This is a genomic window from Rhodococcus sp. T2V (genome assembly GCF_029269925.1).
GTDB classification, from domain to species: domain Bacteria; phylum Actinomycetota; class Actinomycetes; order Mycobacteriales; family Mycobacteriaceae; genus Rhodococcus_F; species Rhodococcus_F koreensis.
In genome coordinates this window covers 1-23,684 of the sequence record NZ_JARJBD010000080.1, presented here as the reverse complement: position 1 = coordinate 23,684, position 23,684 = coordinate 1, and the positions used below count along the sequence as shown (strand labels likewise).

Below are 23,684 nucleotides of genomic sequence, written 5' to 3'. Positions count from 1 at the left end.
TCTGCAACCGGCCTGCTCATCTAGCCTCGAAGGATGCTCCCCCAGCTCGACCTGCGACTGCTGTCGTACTTCGTCGCCGTCGCGGACGAACTGCACTTCGGCCGCGCCGCCGCCCGACTGCACATCGCCCAACCCTCGCTCAGCGTGCAGATCCGCAAGCTCGAGCACACCCTCGGTGCGGTGCTCTTGCTGCGGAACAGCAGGCACGTGGAGCTCACACCGGCGGGTCAGGTGCTACTCGCGGAGAGCCGGCGAATGCTGGCCGACGCGGAACGGATCGTCGCACTCACCCGGGACGCCGCGCACGGATCCAGCGCCCGCAAGCTGGTCGTGGGATTCCAGGCCAACGCCGCGGCAGAACTGACGCCGCAGATCCTGGGCGCGTTCCAGTCGCAGTTTCCGGGCGTGCAGGTTCAGATGCAGTCGTTCGACTTCACCGACCCGTACGTCGGGTTGGCCGACGGATCCTCCGATGTCGCGTTCGTCCGCCCGCCTCTGCTGATGCAGGACTGGCTGGGCCTCGAAACCCTCTTCGTCGAGCCGAGAGTGCTGGTGGTGTCGACGAGTTCGCCGCTGGCCGACAAGCCGCACATCAGCGTCGAGCAGGTGACCGATGAGTTCTTCGTGGCGCGCAAGGCGCCGCAGGAGTGGCGCAACTTTTGGCTCGCGACCGAGTCACGCCACGGTGAGCCCGTCCGGCTCGGTGCCGAAGTGTCCACGGTGGACGAGTGTTTCGAGGCAATTCTGTCCGAACGCGGAGTGGCCTTCTCGCAGTCCTCGACCCAGCGGTTCTACGGTCGGCCGGGACTGGCGTTCGTCCCCGTCACCGACATTCCACCCACGTCCCTGTCCATCGCGTGGCGCACCGACGTGGACTCGCAGCCGGTCCGCGACTTCATCGACACCGCCCGAGCGGTCGCCTCGCTCCGCACCGTTCCCCACGCGTGGGCGCCCACCGGGTAACAGTCCGCCGTCTGGGCGCCACCGCATCGGAGACACCGATTTGGCGACAGCGGAAGTGGGACACCAAACGGCTCCGAATATTTACATCGGAGTCGGCACCTGAGAACGCTGGAAGAACGTCTGAGGTGACTCGTGTCCTATTTCACAACACTGGCTGCTCCCTGCAAGATGGCGTACGAAACGGAATCGGATGAACGGCGTGTCGTAGCCCAAGAAGGCCCACGATATCGACCTGCACCAATCTTGCCGCTGTTCGTTCGGCTGACCCCGCTGTCACTCGCAGCTCTGCCTGGGAACACCCGTTCCCGGCCGCATCCCTATGTGCCCGGGATCGCGTTTCTCACCGCGGCCGGCCGTCGGCCTCCTCGAAGCGGGTCTCGAGCTGGTGACATCGCCGACGGACCACTCGAGGTCACGGTGCAGGCGCCGATAGGAACGCTACCAGCCACTGTCCACCGGCTGATCCCGCAGATACGCCATCAGTGTCGCGGATCTGCTCGCGCCTGGTGCGCTGTGCTGGATTTGGTGTTCAGGACGCAGGGCGTGCCGAATGGTCGCGCGCAGGTTCCGACGGACGCCGTCCTCTTCTCGAAGTGCGCTAGGAAGGCACGCCGGGTCCCGCATGTCGTCGGCTACATCCCGAACCGGCCCGCCGACAAAGTAGTGGAATTGGATCGCTTCCACGACATCGCCGAACTGTTCTTCGATATCGCCGAAGGTGAAGAGCAGGACTGGATTTCGAGCCCTGGACAACCTTCCTCGCCTCCGATGCGCAGTACCTACTCGACGTGGAACCAGGGCGGTCCTCCATCGTCGACTCGTGGTCGAGTCCGTCCGCGACGGCCGGCAGCTCGACTATCGTGTGGTCGCCTTCGGGGACAATCCCCAGAATCTTCCGGAGCGGACCGGTTCGGCATCGGTCCTACATCCGGCAGAGGCCGCGGCGATCGTCGTCGACCCGCCGCTCCCAACGCGCTGTCGGGACGACGCCGCGTGAGCCACGGAGATGCACCGTGACCCACGCGCCCACACTTCGGTCAGTTCGTCTCGAAGGCGGCGTAGCCGTTGGTCTTGATCTCGTCCCACCGCGCGAAGTACTGGGGAACACCGCCCGAGTAGTTGAGCATCTGTGCAGGCTTACCGGGCACGTTCGCGCCCCAGTACCAGGAGCGGGCTTTCGTGAACATCGAGTTGACGAACAGTTCGTCGACGTGCGCACGCCACTGCTTCTCCGATTCTTCGGTGTTCTCGAATCGTGTGATGCCGTTCTCCCGCAGGTGCTGGAGGAACTCGACGACGATCTCACCTTGGTACTCGGCGGAGGTCGGGCCGTTGCAGAAGCCGGATGGACTCTGGGGGCCGTAGAGGAACATCATGTTCGGGAACCCGCGGGTGGACAGGCCCATGCAGGTGTCGACGCCGGACTTCCACTTGTCTTGGATACTCAATCCGTCGACGCCGGTGATGTCGATGGCCATGATGCCGCCGCTGTTGTTGTCGAAGCCCGTGGCCAGTACGAGCAGGTCGCATTCGATGACGCCGTCGTCGGTCTCGATCCCGTGGGGCAGCACCCGGCGGATCGGGGTGAGGTTGGAGTCGATGACCTCGACGTTGCTCTGGTTGATGACGTCGAAGTAGTCCTGCTCGAGGGAGGGGCGCTTGACGCCGTAGGGGTGCGGCGGTGTCTCGGGCGCCACGATCGCGGCCTTCTTCGGATCGGTGACCCGCTCGAGGACCTTGTTGCGCCAGAAGTCGTAGAACGTGCGGTTGGCGTCCTCGTCGACGAGGATGTCCTGGAAGGTTCCGAGCCACATCTCGAAACCACCCTCTGCCCACATCTTCTCGTAGATCGCGTCGCGTTCCTCCCTGCTCAGGTCGGCGGCGTTCTGCGGCAGAAAGTCGAAGTCGAATCCGGCAAAGGCCTTGGAACGTGCCTCGAATCGCTCGGGCAGTCCCTTCCGGAACTGTTCGTTGTCGTCGTGCGTGAGTGCGCGTTGTTGCATAGGAATCGCCAGGTTCGGAGTGCGTTGGAACACCGTGACGTGTTCGGCGACGTGACCGGCTTCCTGGACGACCTGCACACCACTGGACCCGGTGCCCATGACGACGACCTTGCGGCCCGTCATGTCGACGCCCTCCTGCGGCCAGCGAGCGGTGTGGTAGCAGTCGCCGGCGAACGAGTCGAGCCCCTCGATGTTCGGATACAGCGGCTTGGCACCGAATCCGGTCGCGACGATCACCTGACGCGCCTTCTGCACCTTGCCGTCCGAGGACCGCGCGGTCCACTGCCGGGTCTCCTCGTCCCATGTGCAGGACTCGGCGAAGGTGTCGAACACGACGTCGCGGGTGAGATCCAGTTGTGCGTCGACGTATTCGAAGTAATTTCGGACTCCGTCGTGCCCTGGATACAGTTCAGCGAAGTCGTACTTCTTCCACAGGTCTTTGTGCGAGAACTGGTAGATCTGCCCGGTGCTGTCGGTGCGTGCGCCGGGATAGCAGTTCCACCACCAGATTCCGCCGAGGCCGCCAGCGGCGTCCCAGACCTTGGCGGTGAAGCCGAGGTCGCGAATCCGGTCCAGCGCATACAGGCCGGAGAAGCCTCCCCCGATGATCAGGACGTCGAGCACGTCGTTGTTCGAGTGTTTGCCGGTGCGGGTGGCCGTGTCGGCCTGGGATGCCGTCATGTCGTTCCTCCTCGAGATTTCCCGGGACGTGTATTCCCGCCCGGACACGTAAGACGGTAGAAGCGATCGTGTGATGTGAAGTGTCCGAAATCGAATCACGGACACACGCCAGGTTGCATCCACATATTCAGTGCCAGAACGTTATCCGTGTTCAGAATCCGAGATCGCGGCCGATCAGTTCCTTCATGATCTCGTTCGAACCCGCCCAGATCCTCGAGACGCGCGCATCCCGCCACGCCCGCGCCACCCGGTACTCGTTCATGTAGCCGTAGCCACCGTGCAGCTGCACGCAGTGGTCGATCACCCGGTTCTGCACGTCGGCGGTCCACCACTTCGCCTTCGCCGCATCGACGGAGGTGAGCTCACCGGCCACGTGCGCCGCGACGCACCGATCGACATACGCCTGCGTGACCTCGATCTGCGTCACCAGGTCGGCGATCAGGAACTTGTTGTGCTGGAAGGTTCCAATCGATTGGCCGAACGCCTTTCTCTCCCGGCAGTAGTCGACGGTCTCGACGAGGATCTGCGCAGCATGTGCGAGGTTGGAGACGGCACATCCCAATCGTTCCTGGGGTAGGAACGACATCATGTGAATGAACCCGCGATCGAGCTCACCGATCAGGTGGGCGTCGGTGACCCGCACGTTGTCGAGGAACAATTCTGCGGTGTCCGCTTCGTCCTGGCCGACCTTGTCGAGTTTACGGCCACGCTCGAATCCGGGCAGGGACGTCTCGACGCCGAAGAGAGTGATGCCCTTGGCCTTCCTCTCCGGCGAGGTCCGCGCCGCGATCACCACCAGATCCGCCGAATACCCATTGGTGATGAACGTCTTCGCACCCGAGAGCAACCAGCCGTCGCCGTCGCGAACGGCAGTGGTCTTGAGCGCAGCCAGGTCCGAACCTCCGCCGGGCTCGGTCATGCCGATTGCAGTGAGCACCTCACCCGAGCACACTCCCGGCAGCCACCGAGCCTTCTGCTCGTCGGTGGTCAGCTGCACCAGATATGGTGCCACGACGTCACAGTGGATACTGACACTCGACGCCAGAGCTGCGTTGACCTTGGCCAACTCCTCGATGAGCACCGCGTTGAAGCGGTAGTCGCCGGCGTCGCCACCTGTGTACTCGGCCGGGACTTCGAGACCGAGCAGATCGTGTTTGCCGGCTTCGAGCCAGAAGTCCCGGGGCAGCGCTTTATCGGCCCGGACGTCCTCGGCGCGCGGTTCGAAATACCGCACCAGGAACTGACGGACGGAGTCCCGGTAGGCCTCGTGGTCGTCGCCGTAGACCGTGCGTTTCATCGTTGATCATCCCTTCGGGTCGGTCCGACGTCACCGCCTGATGGGGTGGCGCGAGGAGCCGGGTAACCGAGGGTCGCCCGTCCTGCGCCCATCGTGTCCGCTCCGAGCCGGACCGGGATGTCCCGATATGCGACAGGGGCTTTCGGGAGGTCAGGATCCGAAGCGTTCGTTCTCCAGGCCGAGCGCGCGGATCTTGCGGTACAGCGTCGACCGGGCGACCCCGAGCCGATCCGCGGCGAGGGACTTGTTGCCGTCGGCTTCGTCGAGGGCACGCACGATCGTTTCCCGCTCGCTGCGTTCGAGGGAGGTGAGCTGTCGACCCGACCCGAGTGCGCGATAGTCGTCAGGGAGGTGCTCGAGTCTGATGTCGAACCCCATCGACCTCGAGACAGCCGTCGACAGCACCGCATCGAGCTCGCGGACGTTGCCCGGCCAGTGGTGGGCGATCAGCGCTCGATGCGCGGCCGGCTGCAGTTGCGGCGTGGGACGCTCTGGGAGCTGGGCGGTGAGGAGCTCCCGCGCGAGGTCGTCGAGGTCCTCGATCCGCTGCCGCAATGGCAGCACGGACACGCTCTGGCGAACGTGGGTGTGGAGCTGGTGGCCACCGGCCGGTGCGGTCGCGGTCGCAGTCGCGACCAGCGGCGCGGCCATCTCGGCGGCGGCGTCCAGCAGCCGGCGCGTGGGAGCGACCGCGTCGCCAGGTACCTCGTCCACGTGCTCGACGATCCACGGGGCATTGTTCGACAGGCGTGCGCGCAGGTCCGCGACAGCGGTCGGAGTCAACGTGGAACCGTCGATCACGAGGACCTCGCCACCGTGCCCCCACCGCTGCTGGATGTGCCGGGCGACATGCGACTTGCCGACCCCGGACTCGCCGGTCACCAGGACCGGACCCACCGTGCCCGCGATCTCGTCGATGCGGCTTTGCAGCCGGTACGTGGCCAGACTACGGCCGACGATCCGGCCCACGGGCTCGACGGAAGGACCCCGATGCGACGCGGGAGCTACGGCCGTCCGAGGTCGGGAGCGCGCGGAGGAAGCCATCGGACGCAGTTCGAGGATCGCACTGAGCGAGTCTCCCGATTCGCTGATCCGACGGGCATGAACCCGCACGTCGATGCCCTCGGCGAAGCGCAGTGGGCCCTCCCATTCCTGCCTGGTGCCCAGGTGGCTGCTGATCCAGTCCCAGATCATCATCTGGTCGGTCGAGTCCATCAGCCGCGACGCCGTCGGAGTCGCGATCACCGTGTCGCGGCTCATCGCCACCACCGCGGCGTTGCCGCGGCGCTTGCTGCGCATGTATTCGCGCAGCAGAACCTGCTCGCTTCTCGCGGACTGAGCGAAGAGCCGCTCTTCGACGTCCCGGACAGCGGAGAGGATCAGCGGGGCCATCAGGTCGCTGACCTGGTCGATGTTGCACGTGATGTCGAGGATGCCCGTCACCGTGCGTGAGACCGGGTCGACGATCGGCGAGCCGACGCACGCCAGCGACTGCAGGGACTCGAGCATGTGCTCGTCGCCGCGCACCCGGAACGCTTTGCGTTCCTCGAGCGCGGTGCCGATGCCGTTGGTACCCGCGTACTGTTCGGAGAACATGAAACCCGGCGCGACCTGGGCGCGGTCGAGACGCCCGAGCAGGGACCTCACCCCCGTGCGCCGGTCGACGATGGTGGCGTCCTGATCGGCCAACAGAATCGTCACCGGCACATCCGCGAGCTGCTCGGCCAACCGATCCACCACGGGGCGGGCGGCACGGACGAGCTTCGAGTCGGTGCGGGTGTCGTCGACGAACCGCAACCGAGAGCCATCCGCCGCCGCCCCGATCGCACGGCACCGGCGCCACGACTGCTCGATCTCCGGCCGCAACCCCAATGGAGCACCCTCGTGCGCGTCGATGTCACGATCATCCAACCGCGCGCGGATCCGGTCGCTCACCACACATCACCACCTCGGAACATCTCGCAGCCAGTACACCCATTATGTAACCGAGGTCACACCGGCTGTGAGTGTCCCAGAACGCTACACCTCGACGCCCGCGCGCCACCGCTGCCGCATCCGCGTCTTGTCGAGCTTGCCCACCGACGTCTTGGGGACCTCGTCCACCCGCACGAACGTGTCCGGAAGCCAGAATTTCGGCAGGGTCGCCGCCAGATGCGCCCGCAGTCCGTCGTCGGAGACGTCGTCGGTCAGCCGGACCCACGCGACGGGGCGTTCCTGCCACGTCTCGTGCGGCACCGCGATGACAGCGGCCTCGAGCACGGCCGGGTGCAGCAGCAGCGTGTTCTCCACCTCGACGGAGGAGATCCACTCCCCGCCGCTCTTGATGAGGTCCTTGACCCGATCGCGGATCTCGACCTGACCGTCGGGGTGGATCACCGCGACGTCGCCGGTCCGCAACCAACCGTCGTCGAACGCGTCGCCGGTACGGTCGTCGTCGAGGTAGGTGCCGGTCACCCACGGTGAGCGAGCTTCGAGCTCACCGGTGGTGAACCCGTTCCACGGTAGACTTCGCCCCTCCTCGTCGACGATGCGCACCTGGAACAGCGGCAGGGGCCGCCCCTGGCTCGCCGGGACGTGACTGAAGGTCCCCATCGGCGAGGTCTCGGTCATACCCCACCCGTTGACGGTCGAGACTCCGTGCGCGGCCCACCAGTTCACCAGCCCCGACGGCGGTACCTGACCGCCCAGCCACAGGGTGTGCACGCTCCCGAGGTCGTAGTGGGCGGGATCGGCGTCGAACCGCTCGCGCATGAGCGCGGCAACGGCCGGTGCGCCGACGACCACGTCCGGGGTCTGCTCCGTCGTGATCCGCAGCAGCTCGGCCGGCGAGGGGTGCGGCCCGGGGAGGACGAGGCGGGCGCCCTGCAGGACCCCCGCGTGTGGAACACCCCAGCTGTGGACGTGGGACATCTGCGTGGCCAGCAGATACGAGCGTGACCCGTCGATCGCGACACCACCGGACGCACTGATCGCCAGGGCGTGCAGCACGGTGCTGCGGTGGCTGTACACCACCCCCTTGGGCAACCCGGTGGTACCGGAGGTGAAGCAGATCGACGCCGCGGTGGTCTCGTCGAACTCCGGAAACTCCTCGATCGGTACGGCATCGTGCAGGAGCCGATCGAACGACCACCACGTCACCGTCGCAGAGACTGCGCGATCGAGGCCGTCGAGAGTGCCGAAGACGACCACGTGCCGGATGCGCGGCAGGCGCGGGAGGACTTCGGTGAGCACGGGCAGCAGGTCGGCGTCGATCAGAACCACCTCGTCCTCGGCCTTGTCCATCGTGTAGGCGATGTGGTCGGGCGAGACCCGGTGGTTGACGGTGTGCAGGATCGCCCCGGACGCCGGAACGGCATAGTAGGCAACGAGGTGTTCGAAGGTGTTCCACGCCAGCGTGGCAACTCTCGTTCCGAACCGGATGCCCAGGTCGTCGAAGGCACCGGCGAACCGGCGGCTGGCCGCGCCGAGATCGCGGTAGGTGAACTCCCGGTCGCCGCGGCCGGCGCCGCATGAAACCCCGACCCGGTCGGCGAAGACGTTCTCGGCGTGCCACAGCAACGAGCTGATCAGCAGTGGACGATCCATCATCGTGGTGAGCATGGCGGTATTCCTCCGGATCCGGTGGATGAGCGTGCGACCAGCGTCCATGCCGAACCGGCTCGCAGACCGTCCGAATTCGCGACAGCACCCCGATCCACACGCCGCTCTGCAACGCACTGTTGCGTTGTGGGACACCCGCACCACAGCGCACGTCGCGACACTGGGCTCACACCACCCGTACGGGTCGATCGACCTTCGGCGGAGGGCACGAGAACCCAGGAAAGAAGGTACCGACATGTCCGATCGTCAGCTCACCGAGATCGCGGCGGGCTTCACCTACACCGAGGGACCCCGCTGGCATGAGGGCCGGCTGTGGTTCGTGGACTTCTACACCCACTCGGTCAACGTCGTGGACGCCGACGGGTCCGTCGAACAGGTCTGCACTGTCGAGCACCAGCCCTCCGGTCTCGGCTGGCTTCCCGACGGACGCATGCTCGTCGTCTCGATGAAGGACCGCAAGATCCTCCGCAGAGAACCCGACGGCTCGCTCGTCGAGCACGCCGACATCTCCGAGCACTGCCGCGGATACGCCAACGACATGGTGGTCGCCGCGAACGGGCAGGCATACGTCGGCGAATTCGGGTTCGACCTCATGGGCGGCGCCGACCACGAGCACGGCGTCGTCGTCCTCGTCGACACCGACGGCGCCTCCCGCGTGGTCGCCGACGGGCTGTCCTTCCCGAACGGCATGTGCATCTCCCCGGACGGAAAGACCCTGTACGTCAACGAACTGTTCGGCAACCGAGTCTCCCAATTCGGCATTGCGAGCGACGGAACACTGGGCGCCCGAGGGGATTTCGCCTCGTTCGGGGACCTCGGTGACGAACCGAACGTGGAGAAGCGGCTCGCGGCATGCACCATCGCCCCCGACGGTCAGGCCCTCGACGCCGAAGGCGCGGTGTGGATCGCCGACTGCGTCAACCAACGTGCCGTCCGATTGGGTGAGGGCGGGGCCGTCCTCGACGAGGTGAGCACCGCACCGCTCGGCGTGTTCGCGGTCGCCCTCGGCGGAGACGACGGGCGCACCCTGTTCCTGTCGGTCGCACCGGATTTCGACGAGGCGAAGCGCAGCGCCGCACGGGAGGCCAAGGTTCTCTCGACGACGGTCGACGTTCCTCATGCCGGGAGGCCGTGACGATGCTGAATACACGTTTCACCGAGATTTTCGGTGTCGAGCATCCGGTGGTGTGCGGCGGCATGACCGGCGTGGGCACCGCGGAGCTGATCTCCGCCGTCGCCGAGGCCGGCGGGCTGGGCTTTCTCACCGCGCTCACTCAGCCCACCCCCGACGCGCTCGCAGCCGAGATCGCCCGATGCCGGGACAGGACCGACAAACCGTTCGGCGTCAACCTCACCATTCTCCCGACGGTCACTCCCGTCCCGTACGACGAATACCGTGGCGCGATCATCGACAGCGGCATCACCATCGTGGAGACCGCCGGCAGCAATCCCCGCGAGCATGTCGCCGCGTTCAAGGCCGCAGGGATCAAGGTCATCCACAAGGCCGTAGCCGTCCGACACGCCGTGAAAGCGCAGTCGATGGGCGTCGACGCGGTGAGCATCGACGGGTTCGAGTGCGCCGGCCACCCCGGCAACGAGGACATCCCCGGCCTCATCCTCATCCCCGCCGCGGCCCGCGTACTCGACATCCCGATCATCGCCAGCGGCGGATTCGCCACCGGAGACGGGCTGGCAGCAGCACTCGCCCTCGGGGCATCCGCGATCAACATGGGCACCCGATTCGTCGCGAGCGACGAAGCCCCGGTGCATCCGAACGTCAAGGCCCAGATCGTCGCCAACGACGAACGCCAGACCATCCTGGTGTTCCGGGAGTTCCGCAACACCGCTCGTGTGGCCCGGAACGCGATCTCCGAGGAGATCGCAGCCCTCTCGGCCCGGCCAGGCGCAGAATTCGCCGATGTCGCACACCTCGCATCCGGGGCACGCGGCCGCACCGAGGTACTGCAGAAGGGCGACATGGACGCCGGAATGTGGTGGGCGGGCCAGTCCCAGGGCCTCATCGACGCCGTCCTGCCCTGCAAGGCCATCATCTCGGACATCGTGAGCGATGCGGAAACCGCCATCCGCAAGCTCGCCGCCGACCTCACCTGACATGCAGGCAGGAGCAGCCATGAAATACACGACCATCCGCCACGAGATCGAGGACGGTATCCTCACCATCGTCCTCGATCGTCCCGACCATCTCAACGCGTTCACCGTCGAGATGGCCGACGAACTCGAGCACACCTTCGTGTCGGTGAACGACGACGATGCGGTTCGGGCCGTGATCGTCACCGGTGAGGGACGCGCGTTCTGCGCCGGCATGGACCTGTCGAGCGAAGGAAACGTGTTCGGCCTCGACGAATCGAAGACGCCGACCCTCGCCGACATGCACGATCTCGACGATCCGGGACTGCGCCGGATCCGCGATACCGGTGGCCGTGTCACCCTTGCGATCCACGCCTGCCGGAAACCGGTGATCGCCGCGATCAACGGTGCGGCCGTCGGGATCGGCGCGACCATGACGTTGGCGATGGACGCGCGTCTGTTGTCGAACAGGGCGCGGTTCGGGCTGGTGTTCGGCAAGCTCGGGATCGTGCCGGAAGCGTGCTCGACCTGGTTCCTGCCCCGGCTCATCGGCCTGCCCGCAGCACTGGATCTGGTGTACCGGGCAGAGATCCTCGATGCCGACTCCGCCCACGACGCCGGGCTGGCACAGGCCATCCACGAACCCGACACATTGCTCGGTGAAGCACGGGCCCTGGCGGACGCATGGACACGCGACCGGTCCCCGGTATCGGTCGCACTCATGCGCCAGATGCTCCTGCGCAATTCCGCAGCGCCGCACCCCGTAGAAGCTCATCGCGTCGATTCCCTGGCCATGTTCTACACCAGCATCGCCGACGGGGCCGACGGCGTGCGCGCCTTCCTCGACAAGCGCCCACCCCGCTTCCGCGGAAAGGCATCCGAGATGCCGCCGTTCTACCGGGAGTGGGTCGATACCCCAGTCCCGTGAACACCCCACACTGGCCAGCCGGACGGTGTGGATGATGCGGTCGTAACGTTATGGATGCACGCGGGCATCGCAACATCGGATGTCCTCTGTTGCCACGGCGAAGCACCTCAGTGTGCTGCGCGGGCTCAACACCCGGGCCCGCGCTCGAACAGTTCCTCGGCACCGGTGCCGGCCTGTCGGCCAGCCCGATCACCCGCCTCACCGCTCAGTGGCAGGACGAGGCGAACGCCTTCGCCCGGCGGGATCTCTCGCAGGCGGATTACGTCTACCTCTGGGTCGATGGTATCCACCTGAAAGTGCGGCTCGAGCAGGAGAAACTCTGCCGCCTGGTGGGGGTCCCTCCCGCACGGAGCGCTTGGGGGAATGATCGGGGTCCGCGCCGACGGCCGCAAGGAGCTCGTCGCCCTCTCCGACGGGTACCGGGAATCGACCGAGTCGTGGGCGGATCTGTTGCGGGACTGCTGGCGGCGCGGGATGCGGGCCCCGGTGCTGGCGGTCGGGGACGGTGCCTTGGGGTTCTGGCGGGCCCTGCGCGAGGTGTTCCCGGAAACGCGGGAACAGCGCTGCTGGTTCCACAAGCAACCGAATGTTCTTTCTGCGCTACCGAAGTCGGCGCATCCTGGTGCATTGGCGGCGATGAAGGAGATCTACCTCGCCGAGGACATCGACAAGGCGCAGGTGGCGATCAAGGCATTCGAGATCGACTACGGCGCGAAGTACCCGAAGGCGGTGAAGAAGATCACCGACGACGCCGACGTGCTGCTTGAGTTTTTCCGGTATCCGGCCGAGCACTGGATACATCGACGCACCACCAATCCCATCGAATCGACCTTTGCGACAGTGCGATTGAGAACCAAGGTGACCAAGGGGCCGGGTTCGCGGGCGGCCGGGATGGCGATGGCCTACAAGCTGATCGAGGCCGCCCAGACCCGCTGGCGGGCCGTCAACGCACCACACCTGGTGGCGCTGGGCCGGTGCGCTGTTCCACAAGGGCAAGCTCCTCGAACGGCCCGTCGAGATCACCCCGCACCCGTCACCGGACACGCCGGTATCCGAGGTCGCCTGACACACCCCGATCCACAGGATTTGACGATTCCTCTCGCCAACGGCCTGAGTCCCTTTAGCGGCCTTGATGGAGCAGACTCTCGGGCACCGGTGCACTCGATGGCAAGTTCGCGAAGCACGCTTCCACGCGACGGTTGCGACTCCTGCGAATGGCGGTCTCTAGCCAACCATGGTTATTCATCACGCCGCCGACCCGATCGTGCCGATGGCATCGGGGTATTTAGAAGAGCATTCATCGAGCACGCAACAAGCTCGTCGGGGAACTCGGCGTGTCGTGAAAGGTGCGGAATACGGACAAGATCGTTGAGTGCTGTGCGAACCGCATTCACCAGCGCGAGTGCGTCTGCCTCGGTGACTTCTGAACGCGAGGTTCGTAGCCATTTGACCCATTCGGCGAGGTCGTCCTGGCGGATTCGCCGATCACGCTCGGCAGCACTAGCGGGGAGGTTGAGGGCTTCGGTAACTGAAACCGCGAGCAGATCCGTTGCTTCGGTTGCGATACGAACATAACCTCTCACGAGGCCTTCGATGACCTGTTCATCGGAGGCGCTGTGATGCATAGCCCTGGAGCTCTCCAGGGCCATCCATTCCTGTACTCGGATGATCAAGGCGGAAAGGATGTCGGCCTTGCTGTCGAAGTACCTGTAGACGGCAGGGCCTGCGATGCCGAACTCGTCGAGGCTGACTCCACCGAAACCGCGCTCCCGGAACGCGCGCGCCGCTGCTGCGATGATCTGTTCGCGACGTGATGTACCCGGTCGTTCATTTGCGACTGGAGCCTCCGCCGCTGGCGCATCGCGGGACTCGGGTGACGCTGACGCGCATTCGGGGGTATTGATGGCTGCCAACGCAGCAGACACCAGCAGTGGGGACAGGCGACGCTGTGACAGTGACCGGTCGTAGTGCCCTGGGCTGGTGATGATGCTCACTGCCATCCACGCGCGTACGTCGGCACCGAATCTGCTCTTGGAGGGATCGGCTTTTTCAATGGCCCTTCGCACCGCGCCTCCGATGCGGCGAGTACCCTCGCGCACTCGCTCGAAGTCATCGGCGGTGAGGTGCCGTGCTTCTCGCTGCCATAGGGGGCCGAGCCGAAGGCTCTCCAGTGATGCCTCGACCATCCGCGTCAATAACTCCTCTAAACTGCAGACGCCGGTTTCGGAGCGCTCGGCGGATTGGGCTGCCATGAGCAGTCGGTCCTGGTCTTCGAGGACCACCTGCGACAGTAGATCCTGCTTGTTGGCGAAGTGCCGGTAGATCGCCCGTGCGGTGACGCCGGTTGCCTCAGCGATGTCTTCCATCCGCACGGCGTGAAACCCGTATTTCGTGAACAATTCACTGGCGTTGTGGAGTATCTGCGCACGCCGGTCACGGGGTCGCCGGCGCGTGGCAGTGGACGCCTTCACAGTTTGCGGTGCGGTCACGACGCCCCTTTCCTCCTTGAGGCCATATGGGATGCACACGACGTCCGGACTGGCGGCGCAGCCATTAATACAGCCTTCCGACGATATACCGGCGGCGGACGGTCCCCCGCAGTATCCCGCACTGCCGCCGTTCGAGGGCCGATCGGACACAATGCCTCCTCCCACGCGGGGCGGCGCAGGCGCACTGCGCCCGAGCGATAGGTGAAGTCTCCACTACGGCCGCAGTCCGAACAGTATGCACAATTTGCGATACGAGTCATGGACAAATTCCTTTACATGATGTTACCTGCTTGATTCGATGAAAGATACGTTCACCTGACATGTTCGCCTCAGCACTCAGCGGCGCCCTCTCGCACTGCCGCGATTCACGCGCGGATCGGCAGCACTTCCTGCTTGGTATTTGCCGCTTGAACAGGTCATATGCTTCCGAATGAACAAAATATCAACCATGCATCCTCTGAACTCTCTGGCTCTGAGCAGTTTTACATTTTCAGATACGAGCTATTGACATATCTACAGAGTGGGGCTTACTAATGTGGGTAGAAGCACACCAGGTTTGTGAAGCAAACCACTAGGGATCAAGGACATGCCGCCTCATGGAGGCGACCATCCGCACCCGGCCGGTCACAGCGTCTGCTTACGCCCGTTCGAACAAAGGAACTTCGATGAAGGATCTGCAATTTCTGCAATGGAAGACCGATCAGAAGGTAGGCACGGTCTGGCTTACCCGCCCGCCGGTCAACGCGGTCACCCGGGAGATGTACGCAGAGATCAAGTGGTTCTTCACCCACACGGAGGAGTACCTCCCCGAGGTTCGGGCGATCGTCTTGACCGGCGCCGGCAAGCACTTCTGTGGCGGCAACGATCTCACCGAATTCCAGACGATGACGCCGGAAAACGCCGGTGAGCGCATGCTTGCGGTCCGTGAAGCGTTCTGGTCGATCTACGATTGCCCGTTGCCGGTGATCGCAGCTGTCCACGGAGTGGCCGTGGGCACCGGATTGGCCCTGGCAGCGTCGTGTGATCTGGTCGTGGCAGCCAAGGGCGCCACCTTCAGGCTTCCCGAGGTCAACGTCGGTGTGATGGGCGGCGCCAAACATGCCTCACGCCTGGTACCGCAGCAGTTGGTCCGCTACCTGCACCTCACCGGCGAACCGCTGTCTGCCGAGGAACTCGCCCAGCAGGGAGGCGTTTTGAAAGTCGTCGATCCGGATCAGCTACTCGACGTAGCCTACGACGTGGCGGCCAAGGTGGTCCGGCACTCCCCGGTCACGTTGCGGTTCGCCAAGCGCAGCCTCAATGCGATCGAATACCAGGACCTCAAGGGCGGCTACGAGTTCGAGCAGGGTCTTTCCGGGGAGTTGTCCGCTTACTCAGACGCCAAAGAGGCCGTGGCAGCATTCTTCGAGCATCGCGCACCGGCCTACACGGGAGCATGAGATGAATGCTGTTTCACCTGTGCCGGTCGAGCAGATCACCGAGATCGCCGATCTGCGGCCCGCGGCTCGGAGGTGGCTTGCCGAAACAGAGATCCCCACCGTGCCGTTGGAGCTGGAGGAACGGTTCCACGTCCTTCGTCGATGGCAGCGCACACTATTCGATGCCGGCTGGATGGGGCTGGGATGGTCACGTGAAGCCGGCGGACGTGGCCTCACCGCGCGGCACCAGCAAGTCTTCTCCGAGGAGCTGGCGCGCGCTCATGCACCCGCCCCGATCGGGTTGATCGGCCTCGATGTGGTCGGGCCCTCGATCCACCGGTACGGTTCGCCCGAGCAGCGCTCCCGTTTTCTGCCACCGCTGCTCGCCGGCGAAGACATCTGGTGTCAGGGGTTCTCCGAACCCTCTGCCGGCTCCGACCTCGCATCACTGCGGACCCGCGCTCTTCGCCACGGGGACAAGTACGTCGTCAACGGACAGAAGGTCTGGACCAGTTGGGGCAATCAGGCCAGTTGGTGCGCACTGCTGTGCCGCACCGACCCCGACGCCGAACCCAAGCACGCCGGCATCTCCTACCTCATCGTCGACATGAGTTCCCCCGGAATCACCGTCCGTCCACTCGTCCAGATGACAGGCGATGCCGAATTCTGCGAGGTCTTCTTCGATAACGTCGAAGTCCCGGTCGGCAACCTGGTCGGCAAGGACAACGACGGCTGGCGAATTGCCCTCGACACCCTGTCTCAGGAACGTGGCAACTATGCAATGCGCCGACAGGTGGAGATCGGCTGGGGTGTCGAGAAGACGATCGACGGACTACGAGACACCGCCCCGGAATCGGCGACCAATCGTCGGATCAGCTCCGCCATCGGAGAGTCACACGTGGCGCTGCGGGTGTTGGATGCTCAGATCCGCCGAACTGTGCAACGCCTGATCGACGAAGAGGGACCACATCCGCTCGACTCGATCGACAAGCTCGTCCTCAACGACGCAGAGCAGGTGGTCGGTCGCGCCCTCGCCGATCTTCTCGGACCGTTCCGCCTCGACACCGAATCACAACCTCTCGGGCTGAACGCCGCGCAGTTGCTTCACGATCACTACTTCTCGCGTGCCGCATCGATCTACGGCGGTACGTCACAGATCCAACGCAACATCGTTGCCGAGCGGCTGCTCGGCCTACCCAGGAGCTGATGATGAGTCTCACCGCACCTGACGTGGACCTCGTCACCCCGATCCGCGAATTCTTTGACCGCCGTGTCACATCCGACTACCGTCATGCCCTGCTCAGCGGCGGCGGCTGGGACCCGGATCTGATGGCCGAACTCGACGACCTCGGCTGGTGCGAGCTGACCCGCCCCGAAAACCGCGGTGGTCTAGGATTCGATCTGACCGCGGTCGCCGGTCTGATCGCGCTGGTCGGCGATCGGCTCGTGCCCGGCCCGCTGGTCGAGCAACTGATCCTGCCGGCGTACCTCGACATTCCCGAAGGTTCGCTCGTCGCCTTCGCCGACCCTGCCGTCACCCTCGACTGGGCATCCTCGATCGGTTCCGTGCACATGGAATCGGGGCAGATCCAGGGAACGATCGAACTCGTACGCTTCGGCGCCGAGGCCGACTCGCTGGTACTGGCAGTCGACGGCCCGGACGGACCGGCGCTGCTGCTCCTACCGGGCGGTGACCCGGCGCTGGCGCTCACGCCGATCACCAGTTCTGATCCCACATCGCATTACGTGCGCCTGGAGATCGCACCGCGAACTGTCGCCGACGCCGAGATCCTCGCCACCGGAATCGAAGCGGCCACACTCCTACGACAGATCCGGGCATGGTTCCGGCTTCTCACCGCCTGCGAAATCAGTGGTATCGCCCGCCGTATGCTCGAGAAAACTGTCGAGTACGTCGCGCAGCGCCAGCAATTCGGCAAGCCCGTCGGATCCTTCCAAGCCGTGAAACACATTGCGGCGTCGATGGCACAGGCGGCCATCTCGATGGAGGCGCTCTGCGAGGCAACGGTTTCCGATATTGCCTCTGCTGAGGTTGATTTCGACATCGAGATGGCAACGTGGACGGCCAAGGCCTATGCCGCCGGCGCCGGACGACAGGTGGTCGAGGACGCCTTGCAGTTGCATGGCGGGATCGGCTTCACCACCGAATACGACCTACACTGGTACTACCGTCGCGTCCTCGCCCTGCGGACCTGGTATGGGGACGAGCACGAACTCCACGCACTCATCGGTTCGCGGCGCCTGTCCGACGGAGTCGACCGATGATCACCGCAACTCACACCGATTCCGCGCGCCGCGACCGCTACCTCACCAGCGGCGAGTGGAGCCACAGCACGATCGATTCTGCTTTGGCCGAGTATGCACACCATCACCCCGATCGGCTGGCTGTGGTCGATGGCGATCGTCAGGTCAGTTATGCCGAACTCGACGCCATGATCCGCCGCTTGGCCGGCGTGCTACTCGAGCGTGGGATCCGGCCGGGCGACTCGGTGGTCTGGCAGTTGCCGAACTGGCTTGAAGCGATCGTCGTACATCACGGTGCGCTGCGGATCGGCGCGGTCTCCACCCCGATCATCCCGATCTATCGACATCGCGAAGTGCAGTTCATTCTGAAGCAATCGCGAGCGCGTATCGCGTTTGTGCCCGGCATGTTCCGCACCTTCGATCACCGCGGGATGTTCGACGAGCTGGCGCCCACGCTTCCCGACCTCGAGCATGTGATCACCGTTCGCGGTTCCGACAACGAGTTCGACCACCTCCTCTCGGGCGCAACTCCACTCGACAATCCCGTCGAGCACGCGAGCACCGATATCGCATTGCTTCTGTACACATCCGGAACCACCTCCGATCCGAAGGGTGCTCTACACACCCACGAAAGCCTGGATTACGAGAACCGGAGCATCATCGAACTCTTCGATCTGACCGGCGAGGACATCGTGTACATGCCCTCACCGGTCGGTCACATCACCGGCATTCTGTACGGACTACAGTTGCCGTTCATGCTCGGCAGCCATGTCGTGTTCCAAGATATCTGGGACCCCGGCGCCGGCCTGGAGTTGCTGCAACGCCGACGCTGCACGTTCGTCGTCGGTGCCACACCCTTCTTGCACGGACTGGTACACCACCCGGCTCGCGCCGAGTACGACATCGCCCTGCGGGTTTTTGGTTGCGGTGGCGCCGACGTACCCCCCGAACTGATCCGGCAGGCCGAGGAGCAGCTGGGCTGCACCGCGACCCGCATCTACGGATCGACCGAATTCCCGACTCTGTCCGGCGGAAACGCGAGCGATCCGCTGGACAAGCGCGCCACCACAGACGGGCGTCCTATCGGGTCCGCAGAAGCGAGGACTGTCGATGAGCACGACACTCCGGTCCCCCCGGGCGCGGTCGGCGACCTGCAGGTTCGCGGCCCTGACCTGTTCACCGGATACCTCGATTCGAGACTCAATGCGGATGCCTTCGCCTCGGAGGGCTGGTTTCGGACCGGTGATCTGGCGGTGATCGACGAGGACGGGTACATCCAGATCACCGGTCGGCGCAAGGACATCATCGTCCGGGGCGGGGAGAACATTTCCGCCAAGGAGATCGAAGACCTGCTCTTCGAATATCCCGGTATTGCCGATATCGCGGTGATCGGCATGCCCGACCCGATCATGGTCGAACGCATCTGCGCCTATGTGGTACCGAGCGACCAGGCGCATCCACCTGCGCTGGACGAGCTCACGTCGTTCCTGCGCGAACATCGGATGGCTACCCAGAAGCTACCCGAACGGCTCGAAGTCGTCGAACAACTACCGCGGACGGCGACAGGCAAGATCCAAAAGTTCGTCCTGCGTGACCGAATCCGAGACGTTCTGACCTCCGACAACGCTGTCTGATCGCACTCCCCCATCTCCCTCATACCCCTTCCGGAAGGAAATCGCGTGAACACCACACTCCTCGAGGAGCTCGACGTCCTCGTCATCGGCGGCGGCTTCTCCGGCGTCTACCAGCTCGACCGGCTGCGCATCCTCGGCTACAACGTCAAGATCTACGAAGCCGGCACCGGACTCGGCGGCGTCTGGCATTGGAATTCCTATCCAGGTGCACGCGTCGATACCTGGGCGCCGGTCTACCAGTTCTCGCGTGAAGAGCTCTGGCGCGACTGGAACTGGAGCGAGATGTATCCCGGTCGTGACGAGCTGGTTCGCTACTTCGAATACGTCGACGAGAAGCTCGACCTGAGCAAAGACGTCCGCTACGAGACCCGTGTCCTGGCAGGCCGATTCGATGAAGAAACACATACGTGGACATTGGTCTCCCGCAACGAGCGCACCGGTGAGGAATTCACCACCCAGGCGCGGTTCGTGATCATGTGTCTCGGTGCCGGCTCCAAGCCCCTCTTCCCCAACATCCCTGGCCTCGAGAAGTTCGGGGGCGACTGCTTCCACACAGCACGCTGGCCACAGGAGGGCTACGACCTTGCGGGCAAGCGGGTCGCCGTCATCGGCACCGGAGCCAGCGGCATCCAGGTAATCCAGGAGGCCTCGAAGGTCGCAGATCATCTGACGGTGTTTCAGCGCACCCCCAACACCGCGCTTCCGATGAATCAGCGGGCGCTTGGTGAGGCGGACAATGCCGAGATGAAGAAGACCTACCCGGAGCGATTCGCCAATCGCAAGAACACCTGGGCCGGTTTCGATTATGACTTCCTCAAAGAGAACATCCAGGATCTGACCGAGGAACGTCGCAACGAAATACTCGAGGAACTCTGGACCAACGGTGGACTGCAGCCCTGGCTGGGTGGCTTCCTGAATGTCCTGTTCGACAAGGACGACAACGACATCCTGTACGCGTTCTGGCGGGACAAGACACGTCAACGTATCACCAGGCCGGAGCTGGTGGAACTGCTTGCACCGACCGAGCCGATCCATCCGTGGGGCGTCAAGCGTGTCTCCCTGGAGCAGAACTACTTCGAGAGCCTGTGCCGTGACAATGTCGAGCTCGTCGATACCTCTGCCAATCCGATCCGGGAGGTCGCCAGTGACGCCATCGTCACCGCGGACGGTACCCGACACGAAGTCGATGTCATCGTGCTGGCCACCGGCTTCGACTCGGTCACCGGAGGCTTGACTGCCATCGATATTCGCGACACCAGAAATGAGACCTTCGAGGAGGTGTTCCGCGGCGGCAGCCGGACAGCACTGGGCAAGGCGACAGTAGGCTTCCCGAATCTCCTGTACGTATACGGACCCCAGAGCCCGAACGCATTCTGCAATGGTCCGACATGCGCCGAACTTGAAGGCGAACATCTGATCCAGATCGTCGAGCACATGCGGAACAACGGCTACACCCGTATCGAGGCCAAGCCGGAAGCCCAGCAATATTGGGGTGCGCATATCGCAGAGCTGACCTCGGCCACCCTGTTCCCGCTGGCCAAGTCTTGGTACATGGGCGCCAACGTGCCCGGCAAAACCGTCGAAATGCTCATGTATCCCGGCGGTCTTTCGGTATACCTTGAGATCCTCGAGAAGGCTGCTGCCGGTGGATATCAGGAGCAGTTCGAACTCGTCTGATCTCACGTGACCAGCCACCCCGAGCGGAACCCGAGGGTAAACATGCTCATACATGTCGTGACATTCACCTTCAAGCCGTCCATCTCGACCAGTGAAATCGACGAATTCCAAAAGGATTTCAAATCTTTCGTCGTCCAAACTCCGTACGCGCGCAATGTCCGGCACGGTATCGACCTCGGAAAGCGACCGAACAACGCCAGCTACGCACTGGTTGCCCATTTCCAGGACGAAGCCGACTTCCAGCAGTATCTCGACCACCCTCTCCACAAGGAGCTGATCCAGTCCACAATCGTGCCCAAGTGTGAATCCTGGCTCGGGACCCAATTCCTGACAGCCGAGTGCCAATCACCCAGTACCTCAACCCGCACGGACTGAGGAGTTCACGCGATGGCTACCTACCAACCCACAGTATTCTCGACCGGGCATCAGTTTCTCGAGGCACCTCGCTGGCATGACGGAAAATTCTGGGCCAGCGACTTCTTCAGCGAACAGGTGCTCACCTTCGCCGAGGACGGCACCGCAACGCCGATAACCAAAGTGCCCGGACGACCGTCCGGACTCGGTTTCCTACCCGACGGGACCCCCTTGTCGTCTCGCAGAACGAGCGGTCGGTGTATCGCATCACCACCGGCGGCAAGCTCGAGCAGTATGCCGACTTCAGCGCACTGGCCGGAGGGATCGGCAACGACCTGTATGTGTCACCGGCCGGCGACGCTTATGCCGGCAATTTCGGATTCGCGCTCGGTGAAGAGGATCCGAAGCCGACTCACCTCGTCCACATCCGCGCCGACGGCAGCGTCCCACAGGGTCCTGGGGATCTGATCTTCCCCAACGGCTGCGCACGTACCCCCCACGGCACCCTGCTGGTCGCGGAAACCTTCCCGCACCGCATCAGCGCGTTCGACATGGCGGAAGATGGCGGTCTGACCAACCACCGAGTATGGGCGCAGCTCGACGAATCGTTTCATCCCGATGGCATCGCCCTGGATAGTGACGGCGGCCTCTGGTTCGGGAACGCGTTGACCCTCGGCGCCGACAGTGGCTTCTATCGGGTCGTCGAAGGCGGCCAGATCACCGATAAGGTCGAGATCACCGACACATGGGCAGTGGCGTGCGCATTCGGCGGAGAGAACCTCGACACCCTCTACCTCTGCTACAACACAACAACGCTCGAAGAGTTTCACGAAGGACGCTCGACCGCTCATGTGGCCGTCGCGCAAGTCGGGCGCACCGGAGTTCCGGCGTCCATCTGAAAGTGAGGACACAGGCGTGAACACCACGATCGTCACAGAAGGCCGCGGCGGAATCGGGCTCGCGACAGCGCGTACCCTTCTGAGGATTGCCCGAAGCGCCAGGTCGTCCTGGTGGACCTCGACGCTGGCGAGGCCCCCGGCCTTCACTGATCGAGTACATCTCATCGCCTGCGACGTCACCGATCCGGCATCAGCGAAGGACGCACGGGCGCAGATCGAATAGGCGGCCCCACCGGTGGTCGGTCTGGTGAACTGCGCCGGTACCGTCATGAACGAAGCCACCGCCGACATCGCGCTGGCCGACTTCACTCGACTCCACGCAGTTCACATCCACGGCACCTTGCTGTGGTCACAAGCGCTGGTTCGCTCACTCGACGGGCGGCCAGAAGCAATCGTGAACGTGGGATCGATCGCCGGCCAGTTCGGTCACCCACGGCGCATCGCCTACTCGTCAGCCAAGGCTGCGGTCCACTCGATGACCAAGACAATGGCCGTGGAGTGGGCTGCCCAAGGCGTCCGAGTTAATGCGCCGGGTGGCCCGGGGGAATCTCACCCCCGGTCTCCCACAGAACCGTGCTTAAATTTAGGACTGTATTCCGATGGCCGGCCCAAATCGCCGCCCGTGGCGGGGCCACATGACGTCAGCTCAGCATCACTACGCAGGGCGTTCGCGCGGGGACCGGAGTTCGAGTCAACGACCAGGTAGTCGCAACGTCGAACTGGCGTTGCACGTGCCCGTGATCGGCGCCGCGGTTGCCCCGTTCATGGCTGGGCCCGACACAGACACCGACGCCGTTCGTGCCGCTGACTCGCTGGCCTATCTCCCCAGTGATCCCTCGGCCGCTGCCGAGGAGATCCAGCGGCGACACGAGGAAATCGGCTTCTCGTACTTCGTGCTCGGAGCGGACGTCGCCGGCGCTCTGGCTCCCGTCGTCGCCGACCTGGCCGGACGGTAGCCCAACACCCTGCCGGCGTGGCCCTCCTCCGCCCTTACCCGGCGCCCACGCTCGGCCGGGTCCCGACCGTCTCAGTTGCCGATCATCATCCGGCCTGCACTCGTCTCACCTGGGTAGCCACGAATGCGAATCCCTCTACCGGACCGGTCGGCTTCTGCCACTCGAAGTCGATCTCTTGACCAGGGTCGAGCTTTCTGAAGCCAGCGATGTCGAGCTCGCTGAAGTGCACCCAGCAGCCCCCTGGGGTTTGGGCACAGTCGATGGCGCCCCACCCGTCTTCACGGTTCCAGGACCGGACAACGCCACGTGAAGTCATCTCCCGATGATGCCGGAAGTTCGAGCAGGTCAGCGAGACAAGGGCACCGTCTGCCTGCTACCAGTCGAATACCAGCAGCGGTTTGCCCCCGTGTGCGGGAGCTTCGGCCAAATAGACGG

At 64.3% G+C, this 23,684-nt stretch carries 19 protein-coding genes and 1 pseudogene; 14 read left to right on the top strand and 6 right to left on the bottom strand.

Annotated features, from left to right (window positions below; translation table 11 throughout):
* Positions 1 to 33: 33 nt before the first annotated feature.
* Positions 34 to 963: a LysR family transcriptional regulator gene (locus P3H15_RS40730; protein WP_276142466.1), complete on the top strand. Its 930-nt coding sequence runs from the start codon at positions 34 to 36 to the stop codon at positions 961 to 963.
* Positions 964 to 2,000: 1,037 nt separating this feature from the next.
* On the opposite strand, the gene P3H15_RS40725 is transcribed toward P3H15_RS40730, so the two are convergent.
* The 4 genes from P3H15_RS40725 to P3H15_RS40710 all read right to left on the bottom strand — a co-directional run bounded on the left by P3H15_RS40725 (position 2,001) and on the right by P3H15_RS40710 (position 8,544).
* On the bottom strand, positions 2,001 to 3,647 hold the full coding sequence (locus P3H15_RS40725) for an NAD(P)/FAD-dependent oxidoreductase (RefSeq protein ID WP_276142465.1): 1,647 nt from the start codon (positions 3,645 to 3,647) through the stop codon (positions 2,001 to 2,003).
* A 151-nt stretch (positions 3,648 to 3,798) separates the two neighbouring features.
* Positions 3,799 to 4,944 carry an acyl-CoA dehydrogenase family protein gene (locus P3H15_RS40720; protein WP_276142464.1) on the bottom strand — a complete coding sequence of 382 codons (1,146 nt, stop codon included), beginning with the start codon at positions 4,942 to 4,944 and terminating at the stop codon, positions 3,799 to 3,801.
* Positions 4,945 to 5,094: 150 nt separating this feature from the next.
* On the bottom strand, positions 5,095 to 6,879 hold the full coding sequence (locus tag P3H15_RS40715; protein ID WP_276142463.1) for a sigma-54-dependent Fis family transcriptional regulator: 1,785 nt from the start codon (positions 6,877 to 6,879) through the stop codon (positions 5,095 to 5,097).
* Positions 6,880 to 6,963: 84 nt separating this feature from the next.
* Complete coding sequence (locus P3H15_RS40710) at positions 6,964 to 8,544, bottom strand: long-chain fatty acid--CoA ligase (RefSeq protein ID WP_276142462.1); 1,581 nt, start codon at positions 8,542 to 8,544, stop codon at positions 6,964 to 6,966.
* A gap of 235 nt (positions 8,545 to 8,779) precedes the next feature.
* Between P3H15_RS40710 and P3H15_RS40705 the strand changes: the two genes are divergently transcribed.
* The 4 genes and pseudogenes from P3H15_RS40705 to P3H15_RS40690 form a co-directional block, all read left to right on the top strand.
* Positions 8,780 to 9,679: an SMP-30/gluconolactonase/LRE family protein gene (locus P3H15_RS40705; RefSeq protein WP_276142461.1), complete on the top strand. Its 900-nt coding sequence runs from the start codon at positions 8,780 to 8,782 to the stop codon at positions 9,677 to 9,679.
* Positions 9,680 to 9,681: 2 nt separating this feature from the next.
* Positions 9,682 to 10,656 carry a nitronate monooxygenase family protein gene (locus tag P3H15_RS40700; RefSeq protein ID WP_276142460.1) on the top strand — a complete coding sequence of 325 codons (975 nt, stop codon included), beginning with the start codon at positions 9,682 to 9,684 and terminating at the stop codon, positions 10,654 to 10,656.
* 19 nt (positions 10,657 to 10,675) lie between these two features.
* The gene (locus P3H15_RS40695; protein WP_276142459.1) at positions 10,676 to 11,560 is read left to right on the top strand and encodes a crotonase/enoyl-CoA hydratase family protein; all 885 of its coding nucleotides are present in this window, start codon (positions 10,676 to 10,678) and stop codon (positions 11,558 to 11,560) included.
* A 134-nt stretch (positions 11,561 to 11,694) separates the two neighbouring features.
* Positions 11,695 to 12,626 (top strand): annotated as a pseudogene (locus P3H15_RS40690) (IS256 family transposase); the annotation flags it as partial.
* 172 nt (positions 12,627 to 12,798) lie between these two features.
* Here the strand turns inward: P3H15_RS40690 and P3H15_RS40685 are convergent.
* Positions 12,799 to 14,049 (bottom strand): TetR/AcrR family transcriptional regulator, encoded by a 1,251-nt coding sequence (locus tag P3H15_RS40685; protein WP_276142458.1) that lies wholly within the window; start codon positions 14,047 to 14,049, stop codon positions 12,799 to 12,801.
* Between the two features lie 596 nt (positions 14,050 to 14,645).
* Between P3H15_RS40685 and P3H15_RS40680 the strand changes: the two genes are divergently transcribed.
* From P3H15_RS40680 to P3H15_RS40645, 9 genes are all read left to right on the top strand, one after another.
* Positions 14,646 to 15,488: an enoyl-CoA hydratase-related protein gene (locus tag P3H15_RS40680; RefSeq protein ID WP_276142457.1), complete on the top strand. Its 843-nt coding sequence runs from the start codon at positions 14,646 to 14,648 to the stop codon at positions 15,486 to 15,488.
* Between the two features lie 19 nt (positions 15,489 to 15,507).
* Positions 15,508 to 16,674, top strand: coding sequence for an acyl-CoA dehydrogenase family protein (locus P3H15_RS40675; RefSeq protein WP_346348831.1), 1,167 nt, complete (start codon positions 15,508 to 15,510; stop codon positions 16,672 to 16,674).
* Positions 16,674 to 17,750, top strand: coding sequence for an acyl-CoA dehydrogenase family protein (locus P3H15_RS40670; RefSeq protein WP_276142455.1), 1,077 nt, complete (start codon positions 16,674 to 16,676; stop codon positions 17,748 to 17,750). The genes P3H15_RS40675 and P3H15_RS40670 overlap by 1 nt, the downstream gene beginning before the upstream one ends.
* Positions 17,747 to 19,363, top strand: coding sequence for an AMP-binding protein (locus P3H15_RS40665; protein WP_276142454.1), 1,617 nt, complete (start codon positions 17,747 to 17,749; stop codon positions 19,361 to 19,363). The genes P3H15_RS40670 and P3H15_RS40665 overlap by 4 nt, the downstream gene beginning before the upstream one ends.
* Positions 19,364 to 19,408: 45 nt before the next feature.
* Complete coding sequence (locus tag P3H15_RS40660; protein ID WP_276142453.1) at positions 19,409 to 21,040, top strand: NAD(P)/FAD-dependent oxidoreductase; 1,632 nt, start codon at positions 19,409 to 19,411, stop codon at positions 21,038 to 21,040.
* Between the two features lie 57 nt (positions 21,041 to 21,097).
* On the top strand, positions 21,098 to 21,415 hold the full coding sequence (locus P3H15_RS40655) for a Dabb family protein (RefSeq protein WP_276142452.1): 318 nt from the start codon (positions 21,098 to 21,100) through the stop codon (positions 21,413 to 21,415).
* A 236-nt stretch (positions 21,416 to 21,651) separates the two neighbouring features.
* Positions 21,652 to 22,293: an SMP-30/gluconolactonase/LRE family protein gene (locus tag P3H15_RS40650; RefSeq protein ID WP_276142451.1), complete on the top strand. Its 642-nt coding sequence runs from the start codon at positions 21,652 to 21,654 to the stop codon at positions 22,291 to 22,293.
* Between the two features lie 235 nt (positions 22,294 to 22,528).
* Positions 22,529 to 22,999, top strand: coding sequence for an SDR family NAD(P)-dependent oxidoreductase (locus tag P3H15_RS55890; protein WP_369426225.1), 471 nt, complete (start codon positions 22,529 to 22,531; stop codon positions 22,997 to 22,999).
* Entirely contained in the window at positions 22,929 to 23,249 is a 321-nt protein-coding gene (locus P3H15_RS40645) for a hypothetical protein (protein WP_276142450.1), read from the top strand. The genes P3H15_RS55890 and P3H15_RS40645 overlap by 71 nt, the downstream gene beginning before the upstream one ends.
* A gap of 85 nt (positions 23,250 to 23,334) precedes the next feature.
* On the opposite strand, the gene P3H15_RS40640 is transcribed toward P3H15_RS40645, so the two are convergent.
* Positions 23,335 to 23,565 (bottom strand): cold-shock protein, encoded by a 231-nt coding sequence (locus P3H15_RS40640; protein WP_276142449.1) that lies wholly within the window; start codon positions 23,563 to 23,565, stop codon positions 23,335 to 23,337.
* Between the last annotated feature and the right edge of the window lie 119 nt (positions 23,566 to 23,684).